The organism is Flagellimonas abyssi (genome assembly GCF_019457905.1).
Taxonomy (GTDB): domain Bacteria; phylum Bacteroidota; class Bacteroidia; order Flavobacteriales; family Flavobacteriaceae; genus Flagellimonas; species Flagellimonas abyssi.
Genome location: NZ_JAHZSV010000017.1, coordinates 1 through 23,769, shown reverse-complemented (window position 1 = coordinate 23,769; position 23,769 = coordinate 1). Strand labels below are relative to the sequence as shown.

Genomic DNA, 23,769 nt, shown 5'->3' with positions numbered 1-23,769 from the left:
CGTCTTATGAAAGTAAACGCACAATCGGTAAATTTTACAGCTGATGGTAAACTCATCGACTTTGTCCAAAAGCGAATGGACAAGTTGGAATTGTTTTATGACAAGGTCATCGAATCGGATGTTTATTTAAAAGTGGAAAACACAAGTGCAAAGGAGAATAAGATCGTGGAAATCATGGTGTTCGTCCCCCGCGACAAAATCATGGTGAAAAAGCAATGTAAGTCTTTTGAAGAGGCCGTGGATTCGGCCTGTAGTTCCTTGGAAAGACAGTTGGTGAAGAAGAAGGAGAAGTTAAGGGCGAATGCTTGATGAAAATTTTTCAAATTTTATTTTGAATTAAAATATAAATATATACATTTGCAGTCCGTTAGAAATAGCGGGCTTTTTTAGTGAGAAAAAAGCGGTGAAATGCCGATATAGCTCAGCTGGCTAGAGCAGCTGATTTGTAATCAGCAGGTCGTGGGTTCGAGTCCCTCTATCGGCTCGTAAGTTACTGAAAATAAGGCGGGGGGGATACTCAAGCGGCCAACGAGGACAGACTGTAAATCTGTTGGTTTTTACCTTCGCAGGTTCGAATCCTGCTCCCCCCACAAAGATTGTTCGTCGGAACAATCGGGATAGAAGGTTTTTTGAAATATTGGAATCTTTGGATGAAAATCCAGAAAAAAATGCGGGAGTAGCTCAGTTGGTAGAGCGTCAGCCTTCCAAGCTGAATGTCGCCGGTTCGAACCCGGTCTCCCGCTCCATATAAACTTGAATCTTTTAGATGCAAGTGTAAAAAGGTTGAAGTTTTGACGAGCTAAGCTTGTAACTTTAAACTCTAAACCTGATAACCCATAGGCCGGTGTAGCTCAGGGGTAGAGCGTTTCCTTGGTAAGGAAGAGGTCACGGGTTCAATTCCCGTCATTGGCTCAAAACGATTTGTACACTAATATAAACTAAGATTAAAATTATTTTAAAATGGCAAAGGAAACTTTTGATCGTTCCAAACCCCACTTAAATATTGGTACCATTGGACACGTGGATCACGGTAAAACAACATTGACTGCTGCTATTACCACTGTATTGGCGAACGCTGGTTTGTCCGAGCTTAGAAGCTTTGACTCCATCGATAACGCGCCAGAAGAAAAAGAAAGAGGTATTACTATCAACACTTCACACGTTGAGTACCAAACTGCTAACCGTCACTACGCTCACGTTGACTGTCCTGGTCACGCGGATTACGTAAAGAACATGGTTACTGGTGCTGCTCAGATGGACGGTGCTATTTTGGTGGTTGCTGCAACTGATGGTCCTATGCCACAGACTCGTGAGCACATCCTTTTGGGTCGTCAGGTAGGTATTCCACGTATCGTTGTTTTCTTGAACAAAGTTGACATGGTGGATGATGAGGAGCTATTGGAGCTTGTTGAAATGGAAGTAAGGGAATTGCTTTCTTTCTATGAATATGATGGTGACAACGGACCTGTAATCTCTGGTTCTGCACTAGGTGCTTTGAACGGTGAGCAAAAATGGGTTGACACTGTAATGGAATTGATGGAAGCTGTTGATAGCTGGATCGAGGAGCCAACTCGTGAGGTGGATAAAGACTTCCTTATGCCAATCGAAGATGTATTCACTATTACTGGTCGTGGTACTGTTGCTACCGGTCGTATCGAAACAGGTGTTGCCAACACTGGTGACGCTGTAGATATCATTGGTATGGGTGCTGAGAAATTGTCTTCTACCATTACTGGTGTTGAGATGTTCCGTAAGATTTTGGATAGAGGTGAAGCTGGAGATAACGTTGGTCTTCTTTTGAGAGGTATCGAGAAATCTGATATCAAAAGAGGTATGGTAATCTGTAAGCCAGGTTCTGTTAAGCCGCACGCTAAATTCAAAGCTGAGGTTTATATCTTGAAAAAAGAAGAAGGTGGACGTCACACTCCATTCCACAACAACTACCGTCCACAGTTCTACGTTCGTACAACTGACGTAACAGGTAACATTAACCTTCCTGATGGTGTTGAGATGGTAATGCCAGGTGATAACTTGACAATTACTGTGGATTTGATTCAGCCAATCGCATTGAGCGTTGGTCTACGTTTCGCTATCCGTGAGGGTGGTAGAACAGTAGGTGCCGGTCAGGTTACTGAGATTCTAGATTAAATTCATTTTAATATAAAATTGCACTCAAGGGTGTTCCGATTTACTCGGGATACCTTTCAGTGTAATTATAAACGGGTGTAGCTCAGTTGGTAGAGCACTGGTCTCCAAAACCAGGTGTCGGGAGTTCGAGTCTCTCCTCCCGTGCAAGCAAAATATTTTAAAATTATGGTCACTTACATAAAGGAATCATTAGAAGAGCTTAAGAACAATGTTACTTGGTTGGAAAGAAGTAAAGCTTCCAATTTGATGGTTATTGTAGCGGTTTTTTCCATTTTATTTGCTTTGGCGACTTGGGGAGTGGATTCCTTGTTCAGTAAGCTGATCACATTGTATTTTGAAAAATTAATAGGGTAAAGATCGTTCGATATGTCTGAGGTTCTGGAGAAAAAATGGTATGTAGTAAGAGCGGTCAGTGGTCAAGAGAACAAGATCAAGGGCTATATAGAGAGCGAGGTCGAGCGCGCTGGATTTGGTGACTACCTCGAAGAAGTTCTTGTGCCTACCGAAAAAGTTGTTCAGATACGTAATGGAAAGAAAATCAATAAAGAAAGAGTTTACTTTCCAGGATATATTATGATAAAGGCCAATCTTGGAGGAGAAATGGTTCACATCATCCGATCCATAACCAATGTGATTGGTTTCTTGGGCGAGGTGAAAGGTGGTGATCCAGTACCGTTGAGAAAGTCAGAAGTCAACCGTATGCTTGGTAAGGTAGATGAGTTGGCTGTGAATACGGATAACGTTTCTATTCCATTTGTATTGGGTGAAACAGTAAAGGTTATTGATGGACCTTTTAATGGTTTTAACGGAACTGTTGAAAAAATCAATGAAGAAAAGCGTAAGCTGGAGGTTATGGTGAAGATTTTTGGTAGAAAAACTCCACTGGAACTTAGCTATATGCAAGTAGAAAAAGTATAACAAGAGCTGTTACATATATAAAGCTGTGTTGCTTCCAATTGACACACTTTGAATTTAATTAGAAACAATGGCAAAAGAAGTAGATAAGGTAGTTAAATTACAAGTTAGGGGAGGTGCTGCGAACCCATCGCCACCGGTTGGACCCGCCTTAGGTGCTGCTGGTGTTAACATCATGGAGTTCTGTAAGCAGTTTAATGCTCGTACGCAGGACAAACAAGGTAAAGTATTACCTGTTGTTATCACCGTTTACAAAGACAAATCTTTCGAGTTTGTTGTAAAAACACCACCTGCGGCAGTTCAATTGATGGAAGTGGCTAAGATTAAAAAAGGATCTGGCGAACCTAACAGGGTTAAGAATGGTTCAGTAACCTGGGATCAAGTAAAAGCGATCGCCGAAGATAAAATGGTGGATTTAAACGCTTTTACCGTGGAATCTGCAATGAGTATGGTTGCGGGTACTGCAAGATCTATGGGTCTGAAAATAGCAGGACAAAGACCTTTTTAAAATCTGAAAGCAAGTAAGAAATGGCAAGATTGACTAAAAAGCAAAAAGAGGCTCAAGCCAAGATAGACAAGAACAAGCTCTATACTTTGGAAGAAGCATCAGCTTTAGTAAAAGAAATAACCAATGTAAAATTTGATGCTTCCATTGATTTGGCAGTTCGTTTGGGCGTAGATCCAAGAAAAGCCAATCAAATGGTGCGTGGCGTTGTAACCCTTCCTCACGGAACAGGTAAAGACGTTAAAGTTTTGGCATTGGTGACTCCAGACAAAGAAGCAGAAGCTAAAGAAGCAGGTGCGGACTTTGTTGGGTTGGACGAATATTTGGATAAAATCAAAAACGGTTGGACAGATGTTGATGTTATCATCACTATGCCAAGCGTTATGGGTAAACTAGGTCCATTGGGACGAGTGTTGGGACCGAGAGGTTTAATGCCCAATCCAAAGACCGGAACAGTAACTATGGATGTGGCAAAAGCGGTATCCGATGTTAAAGCCGGTAAGATTGACTTTAAAGTGGACAAAACAGGTATCGTGCACGCTGCTATCGGGAAAGCATCTTTCTCTGCAGATAAAATTGCAGGAAATGCTAGGGAATTGATCGATACATTGATCAAGTTGAAGCCCTCCGCAGCAAAAGGTGTGTACATGAAGAGTATTTACTTGTCAAGTACCATGAGTCCTAGTGTTCAATTAGATCCAAAAGCAGTTCAATAAACTGGTAGTTCAATTTTTATAACTATGACAAGAGAAGAAAAAGCAACGGTAATAAAAGACTTGACTGCACAGTTGGCTGATAATCCAAACATTTATTTGGCGGATATATCAGGATTGAACGCCGTGGACACCTCTAACTTAAGAAGAGCGTGTTTCAAGGCTAACATTAAGCTTGCGGTCGTAAAGAACACATTGCTCGCAAAAGCAATGGAAGCTTCTGATAAGGAATTCGGTGAACTTCCCGAAGTTTTGAAAGGAAATACATCTTTGATGTTGTCCGAAACAGGGAACGCACCTGCGAAACTTATCAAGAACTTTAGAAAAAAATCAGATAAACCATTGTTGAAAGGTGCCTTTATCGAAGAGGCTGTTTACATTGGCGATAACAACCTTGATGCACTTGTAAACATCAAGTCCAAAGAGGAAGTTATCGGGGATATCATTGGATTGTTACAATCTCCGGCCAAAAACGTTATTTCTGGACTTAAGTCTGGTGGCGGTAAATTGGCAGGTATCCTTAAGACTTTGTCTGAGAAAGAATAATTCGCGCACAATAAACTAAGTATATTTTTAAACATTTTTATTAAACGATAGAAAAATGGCAGATTTAAAAGATTTTGCAGAACAGTTGGTAAACCTTACAGTAAAAGAGGTAAATGAGTTGGCCGACATTTTAAAAGAAGAATACGGTATCGAGCCTGCTGCTGCTGCAGTAGCTGTTGCCGCTGGTGGTGGAGCCGCAGAAGGTGGTGAGGCTGCCGAAGAAAAATCAGAATTTGATGTAATCCTTACTGCTGCTGGTGGATCTAAATTGGCAGTTGTTAAATTGGTGAAAGAATTGACAGGTCTTGGTCTTAAAGAGGCTAAAGATATCGTTGATAGCGCACCAAAAGCTGTTAAAGAAGGTATTTCTAAAGACGAAGCAGAAGGTATCAAAAAATCATTGGAAGAAGCTGGAGCAGAAGTTGAGCTTAAATAATCGCTTTTCCCATTAGAACTTGGTTAAGGTCTTTCCATTTTTGGTTAGACCTTAGCCTATTTATATAAGGAGTGTATAAAGCCGTACACCAACCCACTTAGTAATCACGATCAAAATTTGTCCATAGATGTTCACAAACACTATTGAAAGAGTTAATTTCGCATCCGCTAAGAACATACCGGAATACCCGGATTTCTTGGACATTCAGATAAAATCGTTCCAAGACTTTTTCCAGCTTGAAACTAAATCTGACGAAAGAGGAAACGAAGGTCTCTACAACACCTTCATGGAGAATTTTCCAATCACCGATACCAGAAATCAGTTTGTACTTGAGTTTTTGGATTACTTCATTGATCCGCCAAGATACTCCATCCAAGAATGTATCGAGCGGGGACTTACCTATAGCGTACCGTTAAAGGCACGTCTAAAACTATACTGTACCGATCCAGAGCACGAAGATTTTGAAACCATTGTACAGGATGTGTATTTGGGAACTATCCCATACATGACTCCAAGTGGAACTTTTGTGATCAACGGAGCGGAACGTGTTGTAGTATCTCAGTTGCACAGGTCTCCAGGGGTTTTCTTTGGACAATCTTTTCACGCAAACGGGACAAAATTGTATTCGGCAAGGGTAATTCCTTTCAAAGGTTCCTGGATCGAATTCGCCACCGATATCAACTCGGTGATGTATGCCTATATCGATAGGAAGAAAAAATTACCGGTAACCACTTTGTTTCGTGCCATTGGCTTCGAGAGGGACAAGGATATTTTGGAAATCTTCGACCTTTCGGAAGAAGTTAAGGTTTCCAAATCCGGACTTAAAAAAGTATTGGGCCGTAAATTGGCCGCTAGGGTGTTGAACACATGGCATGAGGATTTCGTGGACGAGGATACAGGAGAAGTGGTTTCCATCGAAAGAAACGAAATTGTATTAGATCGTGATACCATTTTGGAAAAAGAGCATATCGATGAGATCATTGATGCCGATGTGAAGACTATATTGCTTCACAAGGAAAACAATGCGCAATCCGATTACGCCATTATCCATAACACCTTGCAAAAGGATCCTACCAACTCCGAAAAAGAAGCGGTAGAACATATCTACAGACAATTGCGTAATGCCGAGCCGCCAGATGAAGAGACGGCGCGTGGTATTATCGATAAATTGTTCTTCTCCGACCAACGTTACAACTTAGGTGAAGTAGGTCGTTACAGAATGAACAAAAAATTGGGATTGGATATCGGAATGGACAAACAGGTTTTGACCAAGGAAGATATCATCACCATCATTAAATATTTGATCGAGTTGATCAACTCCAAGGCGGAGATCGATGATATCGATCACTTGTCCAACCGTCGTGTTAGAACCGTTGGGGAACAATTGTCCCAGCAGTTCGGCGTAGGTTTGGCACGTATGGCACGTACCATCCGTGAGCGTATGAACGTTCGTGACAACGAAGTGTTTACCCCGATAGATTTGATCAACGCCAAGACATTGTCTTCCGTGATCAACTCGTTCTTCGGAACCAACCAGTTGTCCCAGTTCATGGACCAGACCAACCCGTTGGCCGAGATTACACACAAAAGAAGATTGTCCGCATTGGGGCCAGGTGGTCTTTCCCGTGAAAGAGCAGGTTTCGAGGTGCGTGACGTTCACTATACACACTACGGAAGATTGTGTCCGATCGAGACACCTGAAGGTCCGAACATTGGTTTGATCTCTTCATTGTCCGTATTCGCCAAAGTGAACAATATGGGCTTCTTGGAAACTCCTTACCGTAAAGTAGAGAATGGTAAGGTGGATACCAAAAACCACATTTACCTAAGTGCAGAGGAAGAAGAAGGAATGAAGATTGCACAAGCCAACATTCCATTGGCAGATGATGGTACCATTGAAAGAGAAAAGGTAATTGCACGTGAAGAAGGAGATTTCCCGGTCGTGGATCCAACAGAGGTAAAATATACCGACGTTGCGCCGAACCAGATCGCTTCCATTTCCGCATCGTTGATTCCATTCTTGGAGCACGATGATGCGAACCGTGCTTTGATGGGGTCCAACATGATGCGCCAAGCAGTTCCATTGTTGCGACCAGATTCTCCAATCGTGGGTACAGGTTTGGAAAGACAGGTGGCCACGGATTCCCGAGTATTGATCAATGCCGAGGGAGATGGTGTAGTGGAATATGTGGATGCACAGAAAATTACCATTAGGTACGATAGAACTGATGAAGAGCGATTGGTAAGCTTTGATGAAGATTCTAAAACGTACCAATTGGTGAAGTTTAGAAAAACAAACCAAGGAACCAGTATCAACTTGAAGCCCATCGTGAGAAAAGGCGACAAGGTGAAAAAAGGTCAGGTGCTTTGTGAGGGTTATGCTACAGAAAAAGGTGAATTGGCCTTGGGTAGAAACATGAAGGTAGCCTTTATGCCTTGGAAAGGATATAACTTTGAGGATGCGATCGTAATCTCTGAAAAAGTGGTGCGCGAGGATATTTTTACCTCCATACACGTTGATGAGTATTCGTTGGAAGTAAGGGACACCAAATTGGGAGCAGAGGAATTGACAAACGATATTCCGAACGTATCCGAAGAGGCAACCAAGGATTTGGACGAATACGGTATGATCCGTATCGGTGCAGAAGTGAAGCCCGGTGATATTTTGATCGGTAAGATTACTCCTAAAGGAGAATCCGACCCAACGCCAGAGGAAAAATTGTTGCGTGCCATCTTTGGTGATAAGGCTGGTGACGTTAAGGATGCTTCATTAAAGGCATCACCATCTTTGAGAGGTGTTGTGATCGATAAGAAATTGTTCTCACGTTCCATCAAGGACAAGAGAAAGCGTTCTGAAGATAAAGAGGCCATTTCAAGATTGGAGATGGACTACGAAGTGAAGTTCCAACAACTAAAGGATGAATTGATCGAGAAGTTGTTCGGATTGATCAGTGGAAAAACATCGCAAGGCGTAATCAACGATTTGGGTGAAGAAGTACTTCCAAAAGGAAAGAAATACACTATCAAAATGTTGAACGCTGTTGACGATTTCGCTCACTTGGTAGGTGGTAGCTGGACAACCGACGATGATACCAATGCATTGGTGGCCGATTTGCTGCACAACTATAAAATCAAGTTGAACGATATTCAAGGTAACCTAAGAAGGGACAAGTTCACCATTTCCGTAGGAGATGAACTTCCTGCAGGTATCATGAAGTTGGCCAAAGTTTACATCGCCAAAAAGCGGAAGCTCAAAGTAGGTGATAAAATGGCAGGTCGTCACGGTAACAAAGGTATCGTGGCCCGTATCGTTCGTCAAGAAGATATGCCGTTCTTGGAAGACGGAACCCCGGTGGACATCGTATTGAACCCACTTGGTGTGCCTTCAAGGATGAACATTGGTCAGATCTACGAAACCGTATTGGGATGGGCCGGATTAAAGTTGGGTCAAAAATATGCGACTCCGATTTTCGACGGTGCCTCATTGGATGAAATCAATAAGATTACCGATGAAGCAGGTGTACCAAGATTTGGGCACACCTACCTATATGATGGTGGAACAGGTCAACGTTTTGATCAACGTGCAACCGTAGGAGTGATCTACATGTTGAAACTAGGTCACATGGTAGACGATAAGATGCACGCAAGATCTATTGGACCATACTCCTTGATCACGCAGCAACCATTGGGCGGTAAAGCTCAGTTTGGTGGTCAGCGTTTTGGAGAGATGGAAGTATGGGCATTGGAAGCCTACGGCGCATCATCTACCCTTAGGGAGATATTGACCGTTAAGTCCGATGATGTGATCGGAAGGGCCAAGACCTATGAGACCATCGTAAAAGGTGAGACCATGCCAGAACCTGGGTTGCCAGAATCTTTCAACGTATTGATGCACGAACTTAAAGGTTTGGGCTTGGATATCCGTTTGGAAGAGTAGAATACTATATTATATTTAATTATATCATCACCATATTGTTATGGCTAGAATAAAAGATAATAACGCACAAAAAAGGTTCAACAAGATTTCTATCGGATTGGCCTCTCCAGAGTCGATTTTGGCAGAGTCCCGAGGAGAAGTTTTGAAACCTGAAACCATTAACTATAGAACGCACAAACCAGAACGTGATGGATTGTTCTGCGAGCGTATTTTTGGTCCTGTAAAGGATTATGAGTGTGCCTGTGGTAAATACAAGAGAATCCGTTACCGTGGAATCGTTTGTGACCGTTGTGGTGTTGAAGTAACGGAGAAGAAGGTACGTAGGGACCGCGTAGGACACATTAACCTTGTGGTTCCTGTAGCGCATATCTGGTACTTCCGTTCGTTGCCGAACAAAATAGGATACCTTTTGGGATTGCCTTCCAAAAAGTTGGATATGATCATTTACTACGAAAGGTATGTGGTTATCCAGCCAGGTATTGCCAAAGGTCCAGAAGGTGAAGAGATCCACAAAATGGATTTCTTGACCGAGGAGGAGTACTTGAACATTTTGGAATCCATTCCTACCGAGAACCAATACTTGGAGGATACCGATCCCAACAAGTTCATTGCCAAAATGGGTGCGGAGTGTTTGATCGACATCTTGTCCAGAATCGATTTGGAACAATTGTCTTACGAGCTTCGTCACAAGGCAAATACAGAGACTTCAAAACAACGTAAGACCGAAGCCTTGAAGCGTCTTCAAGTAGTTGAGGCGTTGCGTGAGTCTCAAGGAAACAGGGAAAACAACCCTGAGTGGATGATCATGAAGGTGATTCCTGTAATTCCACCAGAATTGCGTCCTTTGGTGCCGTTGGACGGTGGTCGTTTTGCGACTTCTGACTTGAACGACCTGTATCGTAGGGTAATTATCCGTAACAACCGTTTGAAGCGTTTGATGGAAATCAAGGCACCAGAAGTGATCTTGAGGAACGAAAAACGTATGCTTCAGGAAGCGGTGGATTCCCTTTTCGATAACACAAGAAAAGCATCTGCGGTAAAAACAGAATCAAACAGACCATTGAAGTCCCTTTCAGATTCATTGAAAGGTAAACAAGGTCGTTTCCGTCAAAACCTTTTGGGTAAACGTGTGGATTACTCCGCTCGTTCCGTAATCGTCGTTGGACCGGAATTGAAATTGTACGAATGTGGTCTTCCCAAAGATATGGCGGCCGAGCTATACAAGCCTTTCATCATCCGTAAGTTGATTGAAAGAGGTATTGTAAAGACCGTTAAATCTGCGAAAAAGATTATAGACAAGAAGGAGCCCGTAGTATGGGACATTCTTGAAAACGTCCTTAAAGGACACCCGGTATTATTGAACCGTGCCCCTACATTGCACAGATTGGGTATCCAAGCGTTCCAGCCTAAACTTATTGAAGGAAAGGCGATTCGTTTGCACCCATTGGCATGTACCGCATTTAACGCGGATTTTGATGGGGATCAGATGGCAGTTCACTTGCCATTGGGGCCAGAGGCCATTTTGGAAGCGCAATTATTGATGTTGGCTTCACAGAACATCCTTAACCCAGCCAACGGTTCTCCGATTACCGTACCATCTCAGGATATGGTCTTGGGATTGTACTATATGACGAAGCATAAAAAATCTACTCCAGAGGAACCTGTAATGGGTGAAGGTTTGACCTTCTATTCTTCTGAAGAGGTAGAGATTGCTTTCAACGAGAAAAAAGTTTCGCTTAATGCCGGAATCAAGGTAAGGGCCAAAGACTTTAACGAAGAAGGTGAATTGGTCAATCAAATTATTGAAACCACGGTAGGTCGTGTATTGTTCAACACGGAAGTGCCAGAGCAAGCAGGATTCATCAACCAAGTATTGAACAAGAAGGCCCTTAGAAATATTATCGGGGACATTCTTGCGGTAACCGATGTGCCTACAACGGCTGACTTCTTGGATAAAATCAAGGCCATGGGATACGATTTCGCTTTTAAAGGTGGATTGTCCTTTAGTTTGGGTGATATTATCATCCCTGCAGAAAAGCAGGATATGATCGGCGAAGCCAACGAGCAGGTCGATGGTATTATGATGAACTATAACATGGGTCTTATCACCAACAACGAACGTTACAACCAAGTAATTGACGTTTGGACCTCTACGAACGCTATGTTGACCGAATTGGCCATGAAGCGTATCCGTGAGGACAAACAAGGATTCAACTCTGTGTATATGATGTTGGATTCTGGTGCGAGGGGTTCCAAAGAACAGATTCGTCAGTTAACCGGTATGCGTGGTTTGATGGCCAAGCCTAAAAAATCTACCGCTGGTGGTGGTGAGATTATCGAAAACCCGATTCTTTCCAACTTTAAGGAAGGGCTATCGATTTTGGAATACTTTATCTCTACCCACGGTGCGCGTAAAGGTCTTGCGGATACCGCTTTGAAAACAGCGGATGCGGGTTACTTGACTCGACGTTTGGTGGATGTTTCACAAGATGTTATCGTGAACAGCGAAGATTGTGAAACCTTAAGAGGTATTGAGGTAGAGCCATTGAAGAAAAACGAGGAGATTGTTGAAAGCCTAGGTGAGAGAATCTTGGGTAGGGTATCGTTGCACGATGTGTACAACCCATTGACCGAAGAGCTTGTGCTGAGAGCAGGACAAGAAATCAATGAGGCCGATGTTAGAAGGGTAGAGGCAGCTCCAATCGAAAAGGTAGAAGTAAGGTCTCCGTTAACATGTGAGGCTGCACAAGGTATCTGTGCCAAATGTTATGGGCGTAACCTTGCTACCAATAAAATGGTGCAAAGAGGTGAGGCTGTTGGTGTTGTTGCCGCACAGTCCATCGGTGAGCCTGGTACACAGTTGACATTGCGTACCTTCCACGTAGGGGGTATTGCAGGTAACATATCCGAGGACAACAAATTGGAGTCCAAGTTTGATGGTGTTGCCGAAATCGAAGACTTGCGTGTAGTTGAAGGTGAGGGCAGTGATGGTAAAAAGACCAACATTGTTATCTCCAGAACTTCTGAAGTTAAGATCGTAGATCAGAAAACAGGAATCACTTTAAGTACAAATAACATTCCTTATGGTTCTCAATTGTTCATTAAGGACGGTGAGAAGATTACCAAGGGAACTGTGATTTGTGAATGGGATCCATATAACGGTGTCATCGTTTCTGAGTTCTCAGGACAGATAGCCTACGAGAATATTGAGCAAGGGATTACTTATCAGGTTGAAATCGATGAACAGACCGGTTTCCAAGAAAAGGTAATTTCTGAATCAAGAAACAAAAAGTTGATTCCAACTTTGTTGATACAGAACAGCAAAGGTGAAACCCTTAGATCATACAACTTACCAGTTGGTTCTCACTTGATGATTAATGACGGTGAGAAAGTGAAAGAAGGAAAAACATTGGTTAAAATCCCACGTAAATCTGCCAAGGCAGGGGATATTACCGGAGGTCTTCCAAGGGTGACCGAGCTTTTCGAAGCACGTAATCCATCCAACCCAGCTGTTGTATCGGAGATTGACGGTGTAGTTTCCTTCGGTAAGATCAAGCGTGGTAACCGTGAGATTATCATCGAGTCCAAGACAGGCGATATCAAGAAGTACTTGGTTAAATTGTCCAACCAGATATTGGTACAGGAGAATGACTACGTACGTGCGGGTATGCCATTGTCCGATGGTTCTATTACACCGGAAGACATCTTGGCGATCAAAGGACCATCAGCAGTGCAACAGTACTTGGTGAACGAGGTACAAGAAGTATACCGTTTGCAGGGTGTGAAGATCAACGATAAGCACTTTGAGGTTGTTGTAAGACAAATGATGCGTAAAGTAAAAATCCAAGATCCGGGAGATACTATTTTCTTGGAAAATCAATTGGTGCACAAAGATGACTTTATCAACGAGAATGACGAGATTTTCGGTAAAAAAGTTGTTGAGGATGCCGGTGATTCCGATAGGTTGAAACCAGGACAGATTTTGACCGTACGTGAACTAAGGGATGAAAACTCTATTCTTAGAAGAGAGGACAAGACCTTGGTATCCGCAAGAGATGCAGTGGCCGCAACGGCTACACCAATCTTGCAAGGTATTACAAGAGCTTCGTTGCAGACAAAATCATTTATCTCCGCAGCATCGTTCCAGGAAACCACCAAAGTATTGAACGAAGCCGCGGTAAGTGGTAAGATAGATACCTTGGAAGGATTGAAGGAAAACGTAATTGTAGGACATAAGATTCCAGCCGGTACCGGTATGAGGGATTATGATAGCATCATTGTAGGTTCCAAAGAGGAATACGATGAGATTATGGCCCGAAAAGAGGAATTTAAATTCTAAATAAACCAAACCCTGGCCTTATAGGTCGGGGTTTTTCTTTTTAAGACAAGTATTTATGGCCGAAGAAAAGAAAAATCAGAAACAGATAAATATTGAGTTGGACGAGAAAACGGCAGAAGGAATCTATTCCAATCTTGCCATCATCAACCACTCCGTCTCTGAATTTGTGGTAGACTTTATTAGCTTGATGCCGGGCGCTCCAAAAGCCAAGGTAAAGAGCAGGATAATATTGACCCCACAACATGCCAAAAAGTTGCTCAAGGCATTGAACGATAACGTTAGCCGCTTTGAACAGGCGCACGGAACCATTCAAGACTATGAGCAACCAGCGATTCCACTAAATTTTGGACCCACTGGTGAAGCATAAAAAAAGGCCCTGAAATATTTCAGGGCCTTTTTTTATTTCAACCATCCCTTTTGGATTCCTTTTTTCGAAAAGAATATTAGGTAAATTCCAATGATTATAACAATCAACGGCATTGTATAGGTAGATGGTCCAAAAGCCTCTACGGCATTTGATATGAACAGCCAGTGGATAAACTGTGCGACAGCAGCAATCAGTGAGATAACAAAAAATGTTCTGGCCCACTTCTTACGCAGTAAAAGTCCGATGCTAGCCAATGTGCCTGAAAAAACAGCGATAGCAAAAGCGGCCGTTGCCCAAGCCGGGATGCCTTCAAAAGCTATGCGTTGTGCTTGGTCCATAGCTTCTAATAGAGCTACTTGATTAAATGCTTGATTGAGATAGTTCATAACGCCTACCAAATTCCATAAAAGAGCTATTATGCTCACCACCCAGAACCAAACAGGTGGTTTTTCCGAAGTAGTCATAATCTGATTATTTAATTGGTTACATTAATCAATGTACGAAAAAAATAGATTCGAACTATGTAATCAATTAATAATCAATTATGTAAATGATTTGGCTTAGGGGGTTACTCAAATTCCGAAGTATAGTGTAATTTCACCGAAGGGTACTTTTGCTGTGTCATTTGAAGTGAAAACGGAGAATCTGCCAAAAATACCAACTGACCTTTTTTGTCTGTGGCCAAAAACTTTTGCTTTACCCTTTTAAATTCTTGAAACTCTTCGTTTTTTTCATCTTTAGGCTCTACCCAACAGGCTTTGTGCACGGGGAAATTTTCGTAGGTACACTTGGCCCCATATTCATGCTCAAGTCGATATTGAATTACCTCGTATTGCAACGCACCCACAGTTCCGATGATTTTTCGGCCGTTTAACTCCAATGTGAACAATTGAGCAACCCCTTCGTCCATTAACTGGTCGATACCTTTATACAATTGCTTCGCTTTCATGGGGTCCGCATTATTGATGTACCTGAAATGTTCCGGTGAGAAACTCGGAATTCCCTTGTAGTGTAACTCTTCACCGCTGGTCAAGGTGTCACCGATTTTGAAGTTCCCAGTATCATGAAGCCCTACAATGTCACCGGGATAGGAAATATCTACGATTTCTTTTTTCTCAGCAAAAAAAGCATTGGGACTGGAAAATTTAAGCTTTTTACCTTGACGTACATGCAAGTAAGGAGTGTTTCGTTCGAAAGTACCGGATACTATCTTTACAAAGGCAAGACGGTCACGGTGTTTGGGGTCCATATTGGCATGTATCTTAAATACAAAACCCGAAAAGTCCTTTTCGTTGGCCTTTACCAAACGCTCTTCGGCCTTCTTTGGTCTTGGGGAGGGAGCGATGTTCACAAAGCAATCCAATAGCTCCCGAACTCCAAAATTGTTCAGTGCTGAACCAAAAAATACCGGCTGCAATTCGCCTTTCAAATAGGCATCTTGGTCAAAATCGGGATAAACCCCTTCTACCAACTCTAAATTACCTCGTAATTCATCAGCGGCATTTGTACCGATCAATTTCTCAAGTTCTGGATTGTCCAAGTTATCAAAAGCGATGGTCTCCTCTATATTCTTTTTACTATTACCACTAAATAGGTTGATGTTTTTCTCATAAATGTTGTAGATGCCCTTAAAATCGTATCCCATTCCAATAGGAAAACTCAGCGGGGTTACCGTTAACCCTAACTTTTGCTCCACTTCGTCCAAAAGGTCGAACGCATCTTTACCTTCGCGATCCAATTTGTTGATAAAAACAATCATGGGGATGTTGCGCATACGGCAAACCTCAACCAATTTTTCCGTCTGTTCCTCGACACCTTTGGCTACATCGATTACAACGATAACACTGTCAACAGCGGTCAAGGTTCGGAAGGTATCCTCGGCAAAATCCTTGTGTCCAGGGGTGTCTAGAATATTTATTTTTTTGTCCTTATAAATAAAGGCCAGTACAGAAGTTGCAACAGAAATTCCCCTTTGGCGTTCGATTTCCATAAAATCACTGGTGGCGGATTTTTTGATCTTATTACTTTTTACCGCACCGGCTTCTTGAATGGCACCACCGAACAACAAAAGTTTTTCGGTCAGTGTAGTTTTACCTGCATCGGGGTGGGATATAATGCCAAAAGTTCTACGTTTCGCTATTTCCTTTTCAAAATCCATCAACAAAAATTTCGGCAAAAATACGGGATTTAAATCTTTTGCCACTCATTTTTAGAATGATTAGGCATTGTTGATATCATTGGAAAAAAATCAAAGATTTTAAGCTTCTAGATCCAAAAAGAAAAGTATTTTTCGCCCGCTTTTGAAACACTGACCGGTTCACTCAGCACTTATCTGTTTACTTAGAGTGCAGATAAGGTAACTTAATGATAAGGAAATTGCCTTTTATCGATTAAAATAGGAGGTGAAACACAAATGGGCTAATTATGTGACCTGTTTATATCAATATGTGTCGAACGGACAGAGTTATTGAAGTAACTAAGAAAACCCCAATTTTCTTACAATTATAGGATTATACTTACAAGTGCCATGGTGATTAGTTGATCAAAACTATCATGTATGGAGAACTTTACTTTTGTAAGACTAAAGAAGCATTTAGTCCTTAAATCCACCACTACTTTGTGGTGTTTAGTTTTTGGATTTACCTCATCTTTTGGTTTTGCCCCTTTACATAATCATAATTTGGATGTGGTAACCAAGACCACATCATATTCCGATGTTCCTTTTTCGGATATTTCCAACTTATGGAATCCGTTGGCGAATGCGTTGTCGGCACAGGATTGTGACGGCGATGGTGTTACATGCGAACAGGAGAAAAAAGATGGTACTGATTATAATGACCCTTGCGATTTTATTTTGGAACACCAAGACTGTGCTCCTTCCGAAGCATGGAAAAAGGACGACTGTGACGGTGATGGTGTGACCAATGGAAAGGAAAAAGAAGACGGTACGGACCCCTTGGATCCTTGTGATTTTATATTGGCACATCAGAATTGCTCTATTACCGATGCATGGAAGAAGGACGACTGCGACGGTGATGGTGTGAGCAACGGAAAAGAAAAAGAAGACGGTACGGACCCCTTGGATCCTTGTGATTTTATATTGGCACATCAGAATTGCTCTATTACCGATGCATGGAAGAAGGACGACTGCGACGGTGATGGTGTGAGCAACGGAAAAGAAAAAGAAGACGGTACGGACCCCTTGGATCCTTGTGATTTTATATTGGAACAGCAGAATTGCTCTATTACCGATGCTTGGAAGAAGGACGACTGCGACGGGGATGGTGTGAGCAACGGAAAAGTAATAGAAGACGGTACGGACCCCTTGGATCCTGGTGATTTTATATTGGAACAGCAGAATTGCTCTATTACCGATGCTTGGAAGAAGGACGACTGCGACGGGGATGGTGTGAGCAACGGAAAAGTAATAGAAGACGGTACGGACCCCTTGGATCCTGGTGATTTTATATTGGAACACCAGGATTGTTCCATTTCCGATGCATGGAAAAAGGACGACTGTGATGGCGATGGTGTAAGCAATGGAAAAGAAAAAGAGGACGGTACGGACCCCTTGGATCCTTGTGACTTTATATTGGAACACCAGGATTGTTCCATTTCCGATGCATGGAAAAAGGACGACTGTGATGGCGATGGTGTAAGCAATGGAAAAGAAAAAGAGGACGGTACGGACCCCTTGGATCCTTGTGACTTTATATTGGAACACCAGGATTGTTCCATTTCCGATGCATGGAAAAAGGACGACTGTGATGGCGATGGTGTAAGCAATGGAAAAGAAAAAGAGGATGGAACGGACCCATTGGATCCTTGTGACTTTATATTGGAACACCAGGATTGCTCGCCATCCGAAGAATGGAAGAAAGCAGATTGTGATGGAGATGGGGTTACCAACGAAGACGAAAAGAAAGATGGTACAGATCCTCTAGATCCTTGTGATTACAACCCGGAGAGTGTTACTTTACCTCAAACCGGCGATTATCTGGAAGCCGACTGTGATGGCGATGGGGTTACCAACGAAGATGAAAAGGAGGATGGTACCGATCCATTGGATGCGTGTGATTTTCTTATTGAAAGTCAAACAGTAGCTCCTGACTCCGCATGGAACAGTTCAGATTGCGATGGAGATGGCGTTACCAATGAAGATGAGAAGAAAGATGGTACCGACCCATTGGACCCTTGCGATTACAGACCTGAAAGCGTGACATTACAGCAGACAGCGGATTGGGATGCATTGGATTGTGATGGTGATGGAAACCCAAATGAAACTGACCCAGACCCGTTGAAGGCCAATGCCAATGATGATTATGGTTCTACCCCTGCCTTGACAGAGGTGGCAATTAATATTCTGGAAAATGATGACTACCTGCCAAACAACGCCGCTAACAATGTAGGTGAGACCAGTCTATCGCAAATTGGTGGTGATGCCGAGGGAACTATAAGTTTCAATAACGATACGGGCTTTGTAAACTATACGCCAGCACTGTCTGAGTCGAATTCAACGGTTACGATAGTTTATCAAGTTTGTAATGTGTTGCCGGACCCTAGCGTTTGTGCATCAGCAACCATTTATATAGAGGTTGGGGCGAACACTATTGATGCGGTCGAAGATACCTATTCTACTACATTGGGTGAAGATGAAGTAATCGACGGTAGCGATGTACTTTTAAATGATACCTTGAACGGTTCATCTATTACAATTGCCGATGTACTTCTGACTTCCACGCCAACAGAAGAACTTAGGGTCAACGACGATGGAAGCGTAAGTGTACTTCCCGGTACCCAAGAAGGGGTCTACACCATAACTTATACGATTTGTGATATAATGGATGTGGATAATTGCGATACCGCAACCGTAACGATAACCGTGACCGAAGGAATGGGTGGTAACGTAATAGATGCCGTGGATGATACCTATACTGCAACTTTAGGGGATGAGGATATAGATGGTAGCGATGTGCTTTTAAATGATACCTTGAACGGTTTGCCTGTTACCCTGGCCGATGTACTTCTGACTTCCACGCCAACAGATGAACTTAGGGTGAACGATGATGGAAGTGTAAGCGTACTTTCGGGCACACAGGAAGGAACCTACACCATAACTTATACCATTTGTGATATCATGGATGTAGATAATTGTGATACCGCAACGGTTACTGTAGAAGTAATACAGGGAGAAGATAATGTAATCGATGCCGTAGATGACAATTATAATGCAGGTGCCTCGGGAGGGGTTATTACAGGTAGCGATGTGTTGTTGAATGATACCCTGAATGACGAGTTTGTATCGTTGAACGATGTAATATTGACCTCTACACCAACTAACCAACTTATGATCAATGACAATGGTACCGTTACGGTGGCAACAGGGACCCAACCAGGTACCTATACCATTGAATACACCATCTGCGAAGTAGGCAATCCAGATAATTGTGATACGGCAACGGTCACGGTAGAAGTGGAGGCCATAGAGGTAAATCAAATGTTGACGCCGAATGGAGATTTAAAAAATGACTTTTTATTCATCAGAGGGGTCGAGTACATCAAATCAAGTACAATAAAGATTTTCAATCGCTGGGGGACTGAGGTATTCGTGGGCAACAACTACGATAATGTCAGCAATGTGTTTGACGGACGAGTTCGCGGTAAATCAGCACTTAGTGTAAACGATTATCTTCCAGCTGGAATTTATTTCTACATATTTAATTACGAGACCGAACAAGGAAGTTTCACGGACTCAGAATACATTTACTTGAGCAGATAACAATATTGGATAGCATGATAAAGAAACATTTTTTAACCACCTTATTGTTCATTGGAGTTTTGTCCACGGGTCTATTTGCTCAGCAAGATGCCCAGTACACACAATACATGTACAATACCTTGAGTGTAAACCCAGCCTACGCGGGATCTAGAGGACAGCTTAGTTTTGCAGGCCTCTACCGTTCTCAATGGGTAGGTTTGGACGGAGCTCCGGAAACCTTTACGCTCAATCTTCATTCGCCCATAAGGAACAGTAGATTGGGCTATGGTATTTCCATAGTAAACGATAATATTGGGGACGGCGTGGTGCAAGAGACTTATTTGGATGCCGTGGTATCCTATACCATCGATGTATCAATGGACGCCAAATTATCGTTCGGATTAAAAGCCGGAGGAAACATGTTGAATTTGGATTTTAATGGATTAAGGAATTTTGACCAAGAGGTTGTCAATCAAAATAACATCGACAACAAATTCACCCCAAATTTTGGTTTGGGAGTGTATTACCACACCGATAAATTTTATGCCGGGATTTCAGCGCCCAACGTGCTTGAATCGGAATATTTTGATAACGACAATTCTGGTGAGGGCGTCAACTTTTTGTCCGCAGAACGTATGAACATCTATCTTATAACAGGATATGTTTTTGATATTGGACCAGACTTGCAATTTAAACCAGCTCTGCTTACAAAAGCCGTGAGTGGGGCGCCATTACAGGTAGATCTATCCGCGAGTTTCTTGTTTGCGGAAAAGTTCAGTTTTGGAGCCGCTTATCGTTGGGATGCCGCAGTAAGTGGTTTGGTTGGTTTTCAAGTAACCGACCAGATAATGTTGGGATTGGCCTATGATCGCGAAGTGACCGAGTTGGGCGGGACACAGTTCAACGATGGGTCTTTTGAAGTGTTCCTGAGGCTGGAATTGTTGAAATCCTTCCAGAGAACCATATCACCAAGATTCTTTTAATATAGTTTATAATGCCGAAAAGAATACTCATATTATTGATCATCGTTTGCGGATTTTGGACAAAAGTAACCGCCCAGCAGGATAGTATTCCCGATAAGCAAATAAAAAGGGTTATGGAAAGGGCCGATGAGCGGTACAACCAATATTCCTTTAGCCCTGCAATTGATATTTATAAAAAAGTGTTGGATAAAGGATACGCTTCGCCCGATTTGTTGAAAAGACTGGGAAATTCCTACTATTTCAACGCCAAGTACCAAGAAGCGGCGGATACTTATGCAAAGCTCAACACTACATATCCCGATGAAATGTCCGTTGAAGATGTTTTCCGATATGCACAGAGTTTGAAATCAATCGGGAATTATGATCAAGCTGGCCAACTCATGGAATCGTTTAGGGAAATGACCTCTACCATGTCGGATTTTGATGAAGATTACATGACCAAAATTGAGAAAAACTCAGGTCGGTACACTGTTAAAACATTCCCGTACAATAGTAAATACTCGGATTTTGCCCCCGCCTACTACGAAAAAGGCCTCATTTTTGCTTCTGACCGTGACACAGGAAACTTTGCTAGATATCGGCACACTTGGAATGCGAGGGACTTTTTGGATTTATACAAAGTAAACGCAGATAGTGTTTCCAATAATAATGTGGTAAAGTTGGGAGGAGACGTCAATACCCGATTGCACGAGTCCACATCCGTAGTTACCAAAGATGGTAGTACCATGTACTTTACACGGAACAATTTTTTCGATGGTAGAAAAAAGAAAGATGAGGAAGGTATTATCCGATTGAAGATATACAGCGCAGAAAACATAGATGGTGAATGGCTCAATATAACGGAACTCCCGTTTAATAGCGATTCCTATTCAGTGGCCCACCCCATGCTAAGTCCCGATGGTAAAAAATTATACTTTGTCTCCGATATGCCGGGAAGTTTGGGCGAGTCCGATATTTTTGTGACCGAGATTATAGGTGATGGCACCTATGGGCCCATCAAGAACTTGGGAAGCAACATCAACACTATAGCTCGTGAAACTTTTCCCTTTATTGACAAGGATGGTGTACTTTATTTTTCTTCCGACGGCCATCAAGGATTGGGAGGATTGGATGTTTTCGCGACAAAAATAGCATACAACGATTATACACAACCAGTAGTAAACGTTGGTAAGCCGGTCAACACACCGAAGGATGATTTTTCATACATTTTCGATTCAGAGAGCAAAACAGGGTATTTCGCATCCAACAGGGATGGAGGCATGGGAGATGATGACATCTATGAGTTTGTGGAAAACGAACCATTGGTCTTGGATTGTATCCAAGAAATCACAGGAACCGTAAGAGATCGTATTTCAAATGAGGTCTTGGCGGGCGCTACTGTTAAGATTATAGATGAGGAAAACAACGAAGTATCATCAACCATAACAGATTCCGATGGTAATTATATACTCATGCTGGATTGTTCCAAAGGAAATTTTGTGAGAGCATCCAGGGACGGTTACGTTCCTTCGGAAGAATATCTACCTATTTCCGATGGAAAACCACGTATTGTTGATTTTTACCTAGAGCGTGACCTGGTTACAGGAGGCTTTGGGGACGATCTGGCAAAACTGTTGCAGCTGAGTACCATATACTTCGATTTAAATAAATATAACATAAGGCCGGATGCCGAGATAGAAATTCAAAAGGTTATCGTTGCCATGGAAAAATATCCGAGCCTTAAGATTAAGGTCAATTCACACACCGATAGTCGAGGAGTTGATGCTTATAACCTTTGGTTATCGCAAAAAAGGGCAGAAGCAACGGTGGATTATATGATTTCGAAAGGTATCTCCGCCAATAGACTCCAAGGCGAAGGTTACGGAGAGACCCGTTTGGTAAACGATTGTGCAAATGGAGTACAATGTTCCGAAGAACAACACCAACTAAATAGAAGGTCCGAGTTTATTATTTTTGAATAACCCCTTCCAAGTCAATAGCGATAAATATATGAACGGCTCCAAAAATGGAGCCGTTTTTTTAGTTGTGAACGAAACTGGTTAGCAACATCACCATGCCCATTTATTAGATTTGTCACCAAGATTTCGTAAGATTCAACCTACGTAAACAACTGTCTTTTTGGGCTTTCATCGACAAGCTGTCTTAATAAAAACTAAAAACCATACTAGGGTAACCTCAAGATTTGTGAACTAGACAGTTCTATTTCATCGGTTCACAACAATTATTTTTCAACCCTAAAAGCGAGGGTAATTTTGTACGTGGTTTAATTCGGTGAGTTGGATTATGATAAAAACCGATTGATCCAAATAGAAGCAAATCAACAAACTACAGTATTACAATCTTCAATAATAGTAACCTCATGAAAAAGAGCATTCTAGCCCTATTGTTCCTTCTTTTTACAGGAATTGCCTTTTCACAGACTACCGTTACCCTTCAGGATCAATGCAACTGCGAAGTCCTTAGAGGTACCGATGTATCCAGTCCAGGAGCTACAACTCCAACTGGTGCTGATTTGGGTGATATCTATGTCAACACCAATACCGGTACCATTTATTTTTGGGATGGGAACTCTTGGGAATTGACTTTTTTGGATACCAATACGGTAAATTCAAAAATGGAGGTCATGGGAACAGACTTAGTGCTTACTGATTCTGATAATAATATAGTTTCAATTCCTCTTTCTGATATTGCAGCAGGAGGCGCTGTGGGGCCACAGGGCCCCGTTGGTGAGCAAGGCCCGATAGGGAATCAAGGTCCTCAAGGAATACAAGGAGAACAAGGTCACATTGGAGAACTAGGTCCCATTGGGGAACAGGGCCCCGTTGGTGAGCAAGGCCCGATAGGGAATCAAGGTCCTCAAGGAATACAAGGAGAACAAGGTCACATTGGAGAACTAGGTCCCATTGGGGAACAGGGCCCCGTTGGTGAGCAAGGCCCGATAGGGAATCAAGGTCCTCAAGGAATACAAGGAGAACAAGGTCACATTGGAGAACTAGGTCCCATTGGGGAACAGGGCCCCGTTGGTGAGCAAGGCCCGATAGGGAATCAAGGTCCTCAAGGGATACAGGGAGAGCAAGGTCTGGTTGGAGAACAAGGTCCCATTGGGGAACAGGGCCCCGTTG

16 protein-coding genes, 5 tRNA genes and 1 pseudogene are annotated in these 23,769 nt (G+C 42.5%); 20 read left to right on the top strand and 2 right to left on the bottom strand.

Annotated features, from left to right (window positions below):
- The first annotated feature begins 6 nt into the window (after window positions 1-6).
- From hpf to K1F36_RS12570, 16 genes are all read left to right on the top strand, one after another.
- Window positions 7-309, top strand: coding sequence for a ribosome hibernation-promoting factor, HPF/YfiA family (gene hpf, locus K1F36_RS12645; protein ID WP_108247123.1), 303 nt, complete (start codon window positions 7-9; stop codon window positions 307-309).
- Window positions 310-410: 101 nt separating this feature from the next.
- A tRNA-Thr gene (locus tag K1F36_RS12640) sits at window positions 411-484 on the top strand.
- 23 nt (window positions 485-507) lie between these two features.
- Window positions 508-590 (top strand) — tRNA-Tyr (locus K1F36_RS12635).
- Between the two features lie 80 nt (window positions 591-670).
- Window positions 671-746, top strand: a tRNA-Gly gene (locus K1F36_RS12630).
- 94 nt (window positions 747-840) lie between these two features.
- Window positions 841-912: transfer RNA gene (locus K1F36_RS12625), tRNA-Thr, on the top strand.
- 48 nt (window positions 913-960) lie between these two features.
- Entirely contained in the window at window positions 961-2,148 is a 1,188-nt protein-coding gene (tuf, locus tag K1F36_RS12620; RefSeq protein WP_108247122.1) for an elongation factor Tu, read from the top strand.
- 71 nt (window positions 2,149-2,219) lie between these two features.
- A tRNA-Trp gene (locus tag K1F36_RS12615) sits at window positions 2,220-2,292 on the top strand.
- A 21-nt stretch (window positions 2,293-2,313) separates the two neighbouring features.
- The gene (gene secE / locus K1F36_RS12610) at window positions 2,314-2,502 is read left to right on the top strand and encodes a preprotein translocase subunit SecE (RefSeq protein WP_220114146.1); all 189 of its coding nucleotides are present in this window, start codon (window positions 2,314-2,316) and stop codon (window positions 2,500-2,502) included.
- 12 nt (window positions 2,503-2,514) lie between these two features.
- Entirely contained in the window at window positions 2,515-3,066 is a 552-nt protein-coding gene (nusG, locus tag K1F36_RS12605; RefSeq protein WP_108247120.1) for a transcription termination/antitermination protein NusG, read from the top strand.
- Window positions 3,067-3,133: 67 nt separating this feature from the next.
- A complete protein-coding gene (rplK, locus tag K1F36_RS12600; protein WP_108247119.1) occupies window positions 3,134-3,571 on the top strand; it encodes a 50S ribosomal protein L11 in 438 nt (145 codons plus the stop codon).
- Between the two features lie 20 nt (window positions 3,572-3,591).
- Window positions 3,592-4,284 carry a 50S ribosomal protein L1 gene (gene rplA / locus K1F36_RS12595; RefSeq protein WP_207033368.1) on the top strand — a complete coding sequence of 231 codons (693 nt, stop codon included), beginning with the start codon at window positions 3,592-3,594 and terminating at the stop codon, window positions 4,282-4,284.
- Window positions 4,285-4,308: 24 nt separating this feature from the next.
- Window positions 4,309-4,827 carry a 50S ribosomal protein L10 gene (gene rplJ / locus K1F36_RS12590; protein WP_108247117.1) on the top strand — a complete coding sequence of 173 codons (519 nt, stop codon included), beginning with the start codon at window positions 4,309-4,311 and terminating at the stop codon, window positions 4,825-4,827.
- Between the two features lie 55 nt (window positions 4,828-4,882).
- A complete protein-coding gene (gene rplL, locus K1F36_RS12585; protein WP_207033363.1) occupies window positions 4,883-5,263 on the top strand; it encodes a 50S ribosomal protein L7/L12 in 381 nt (126 codons plus the stop codon).
- 127 nt (window positions 5,264-5,390) lie between these two features.
- A complete protein-coding gene (gene rpoB, locus K1F36_RS12580; protein WP_220114145.1) occupies window positions 5,391-9,200 on the top strand; it encodes a DNA-directed RNA polymerase subunit beta in 3,810 nt (1,269 codons plus the stop codon).
- 40 nt (window positions 9,201-9,240) lie between these two features.
- Window positions 9,241-13,539: a DNA-directed RNA polymerase subunit beta' gene (gene rpoC / locus K1F36_RS12575; RefSeq protein ID WP_220114144.1), complete on the top strand. Its 4,299-nt coding sequence runs from the start codon at window positions 9,241-9,243 to the stop codon at window positions 13,537-13,539.
- A 55-nt stretch (window positions 13,540-13,594) separates the two neighbouring features.
- On the top strand, window positions 13,595-13,906 hold the full coding sequence (locus K1F36_RS12570) for a DUF3467 domain-containing protein (protein ID WP_207033357.1): 312 nt from the start codon (window positions 13,595-13,597) through the stop codon (window positions 13,904-13,906).
- A gap of 32 nt (window positions 13,907-13,938) precedes the next feature.
- Here K1F36_RS12570 and K1F36_RS12565 read toward each other — a convergent pair whose 3' ends face one another.
- Both K1F36_RS12565 and K1F36_RS12560 read right to left on the bottom strand, forming a co-directional pair.
- Window positions 13,939-14,370, bottom strand: a complete 432-nt coding sequence (locus K1F36_RS12565; RefSeq protein ID WP_220114143.1) for a hypothetical protein — start codon at window positions 14,368-14,370, stop codon at window positions 13,939-13,941.
- 104 nt (window positions 14,371-14,474) lie between these two features.
- Complete coding sequence (locus tag K1F36_RS12560) at window positions 14,475-16,064, bottom strand: peptide chain release factor 3 (protein WP_108247111.1); 1,590 nt, start codon at window positions 16,062-16,064, stop codon at window positions 14,475-14,477.
- Between the two features lie 399 nt (window positions 16,065-16,463).
- On the opposite strand from K1F36_RS12560, the gene K1F36_RS12555 reads away from it, so the two are divergent.
- The 4 genes and pseudogenes from K1F36_RS12555 to K1F36_RS20315 form a co-directional block, all read left to right on the top strand.
- The gene (locus K1F36_RS12555) at window positions 16,464-19,685 is read left to right on the top strand and encodes a T9SS type B sorting domain-containing protein (protein WP_220114142.1); all 3,222 of its coding nucleotides are present in this window, start codon (window positions 16,464-16,466) and stop codon (window positions 19,683-19,685) included.
- A 14-nt stretch (window positions 19,686-19,699) separates the two neighbouring features.
- Window positions 19,700-20,647: a PorP/SprF family type IX secretion system membrane protein gene (locus tag K1F36_RS12550; RefSeq protein WP_220114141.1), complete on the top strand. Its 948-nt coding sequence runs from the start codon at window positions 19,700-19,702 to the stop codon at window positions 20,645-20,647.
- 11 nt (window positions 20,648-20,658) lie between these two features.
- Window positions 20,659-22,608: an OmpA family protein gene (locus K1F36_RS12545; protein WP_220114140.1), complete on the top strand. Its 1,950-nt coding sequence runs from the start codon at window positions 20,659-20,661 to the stop codon at window positions 22,606-22,608.
- Between the two features lie 398 nt (window positions 22,609-23,006).
- A pseudogene (locus tag K1F36_RS20315) lies at window positions 23,007-23,769 on the top strand (hypothetical protein); the annotation flags it as partial.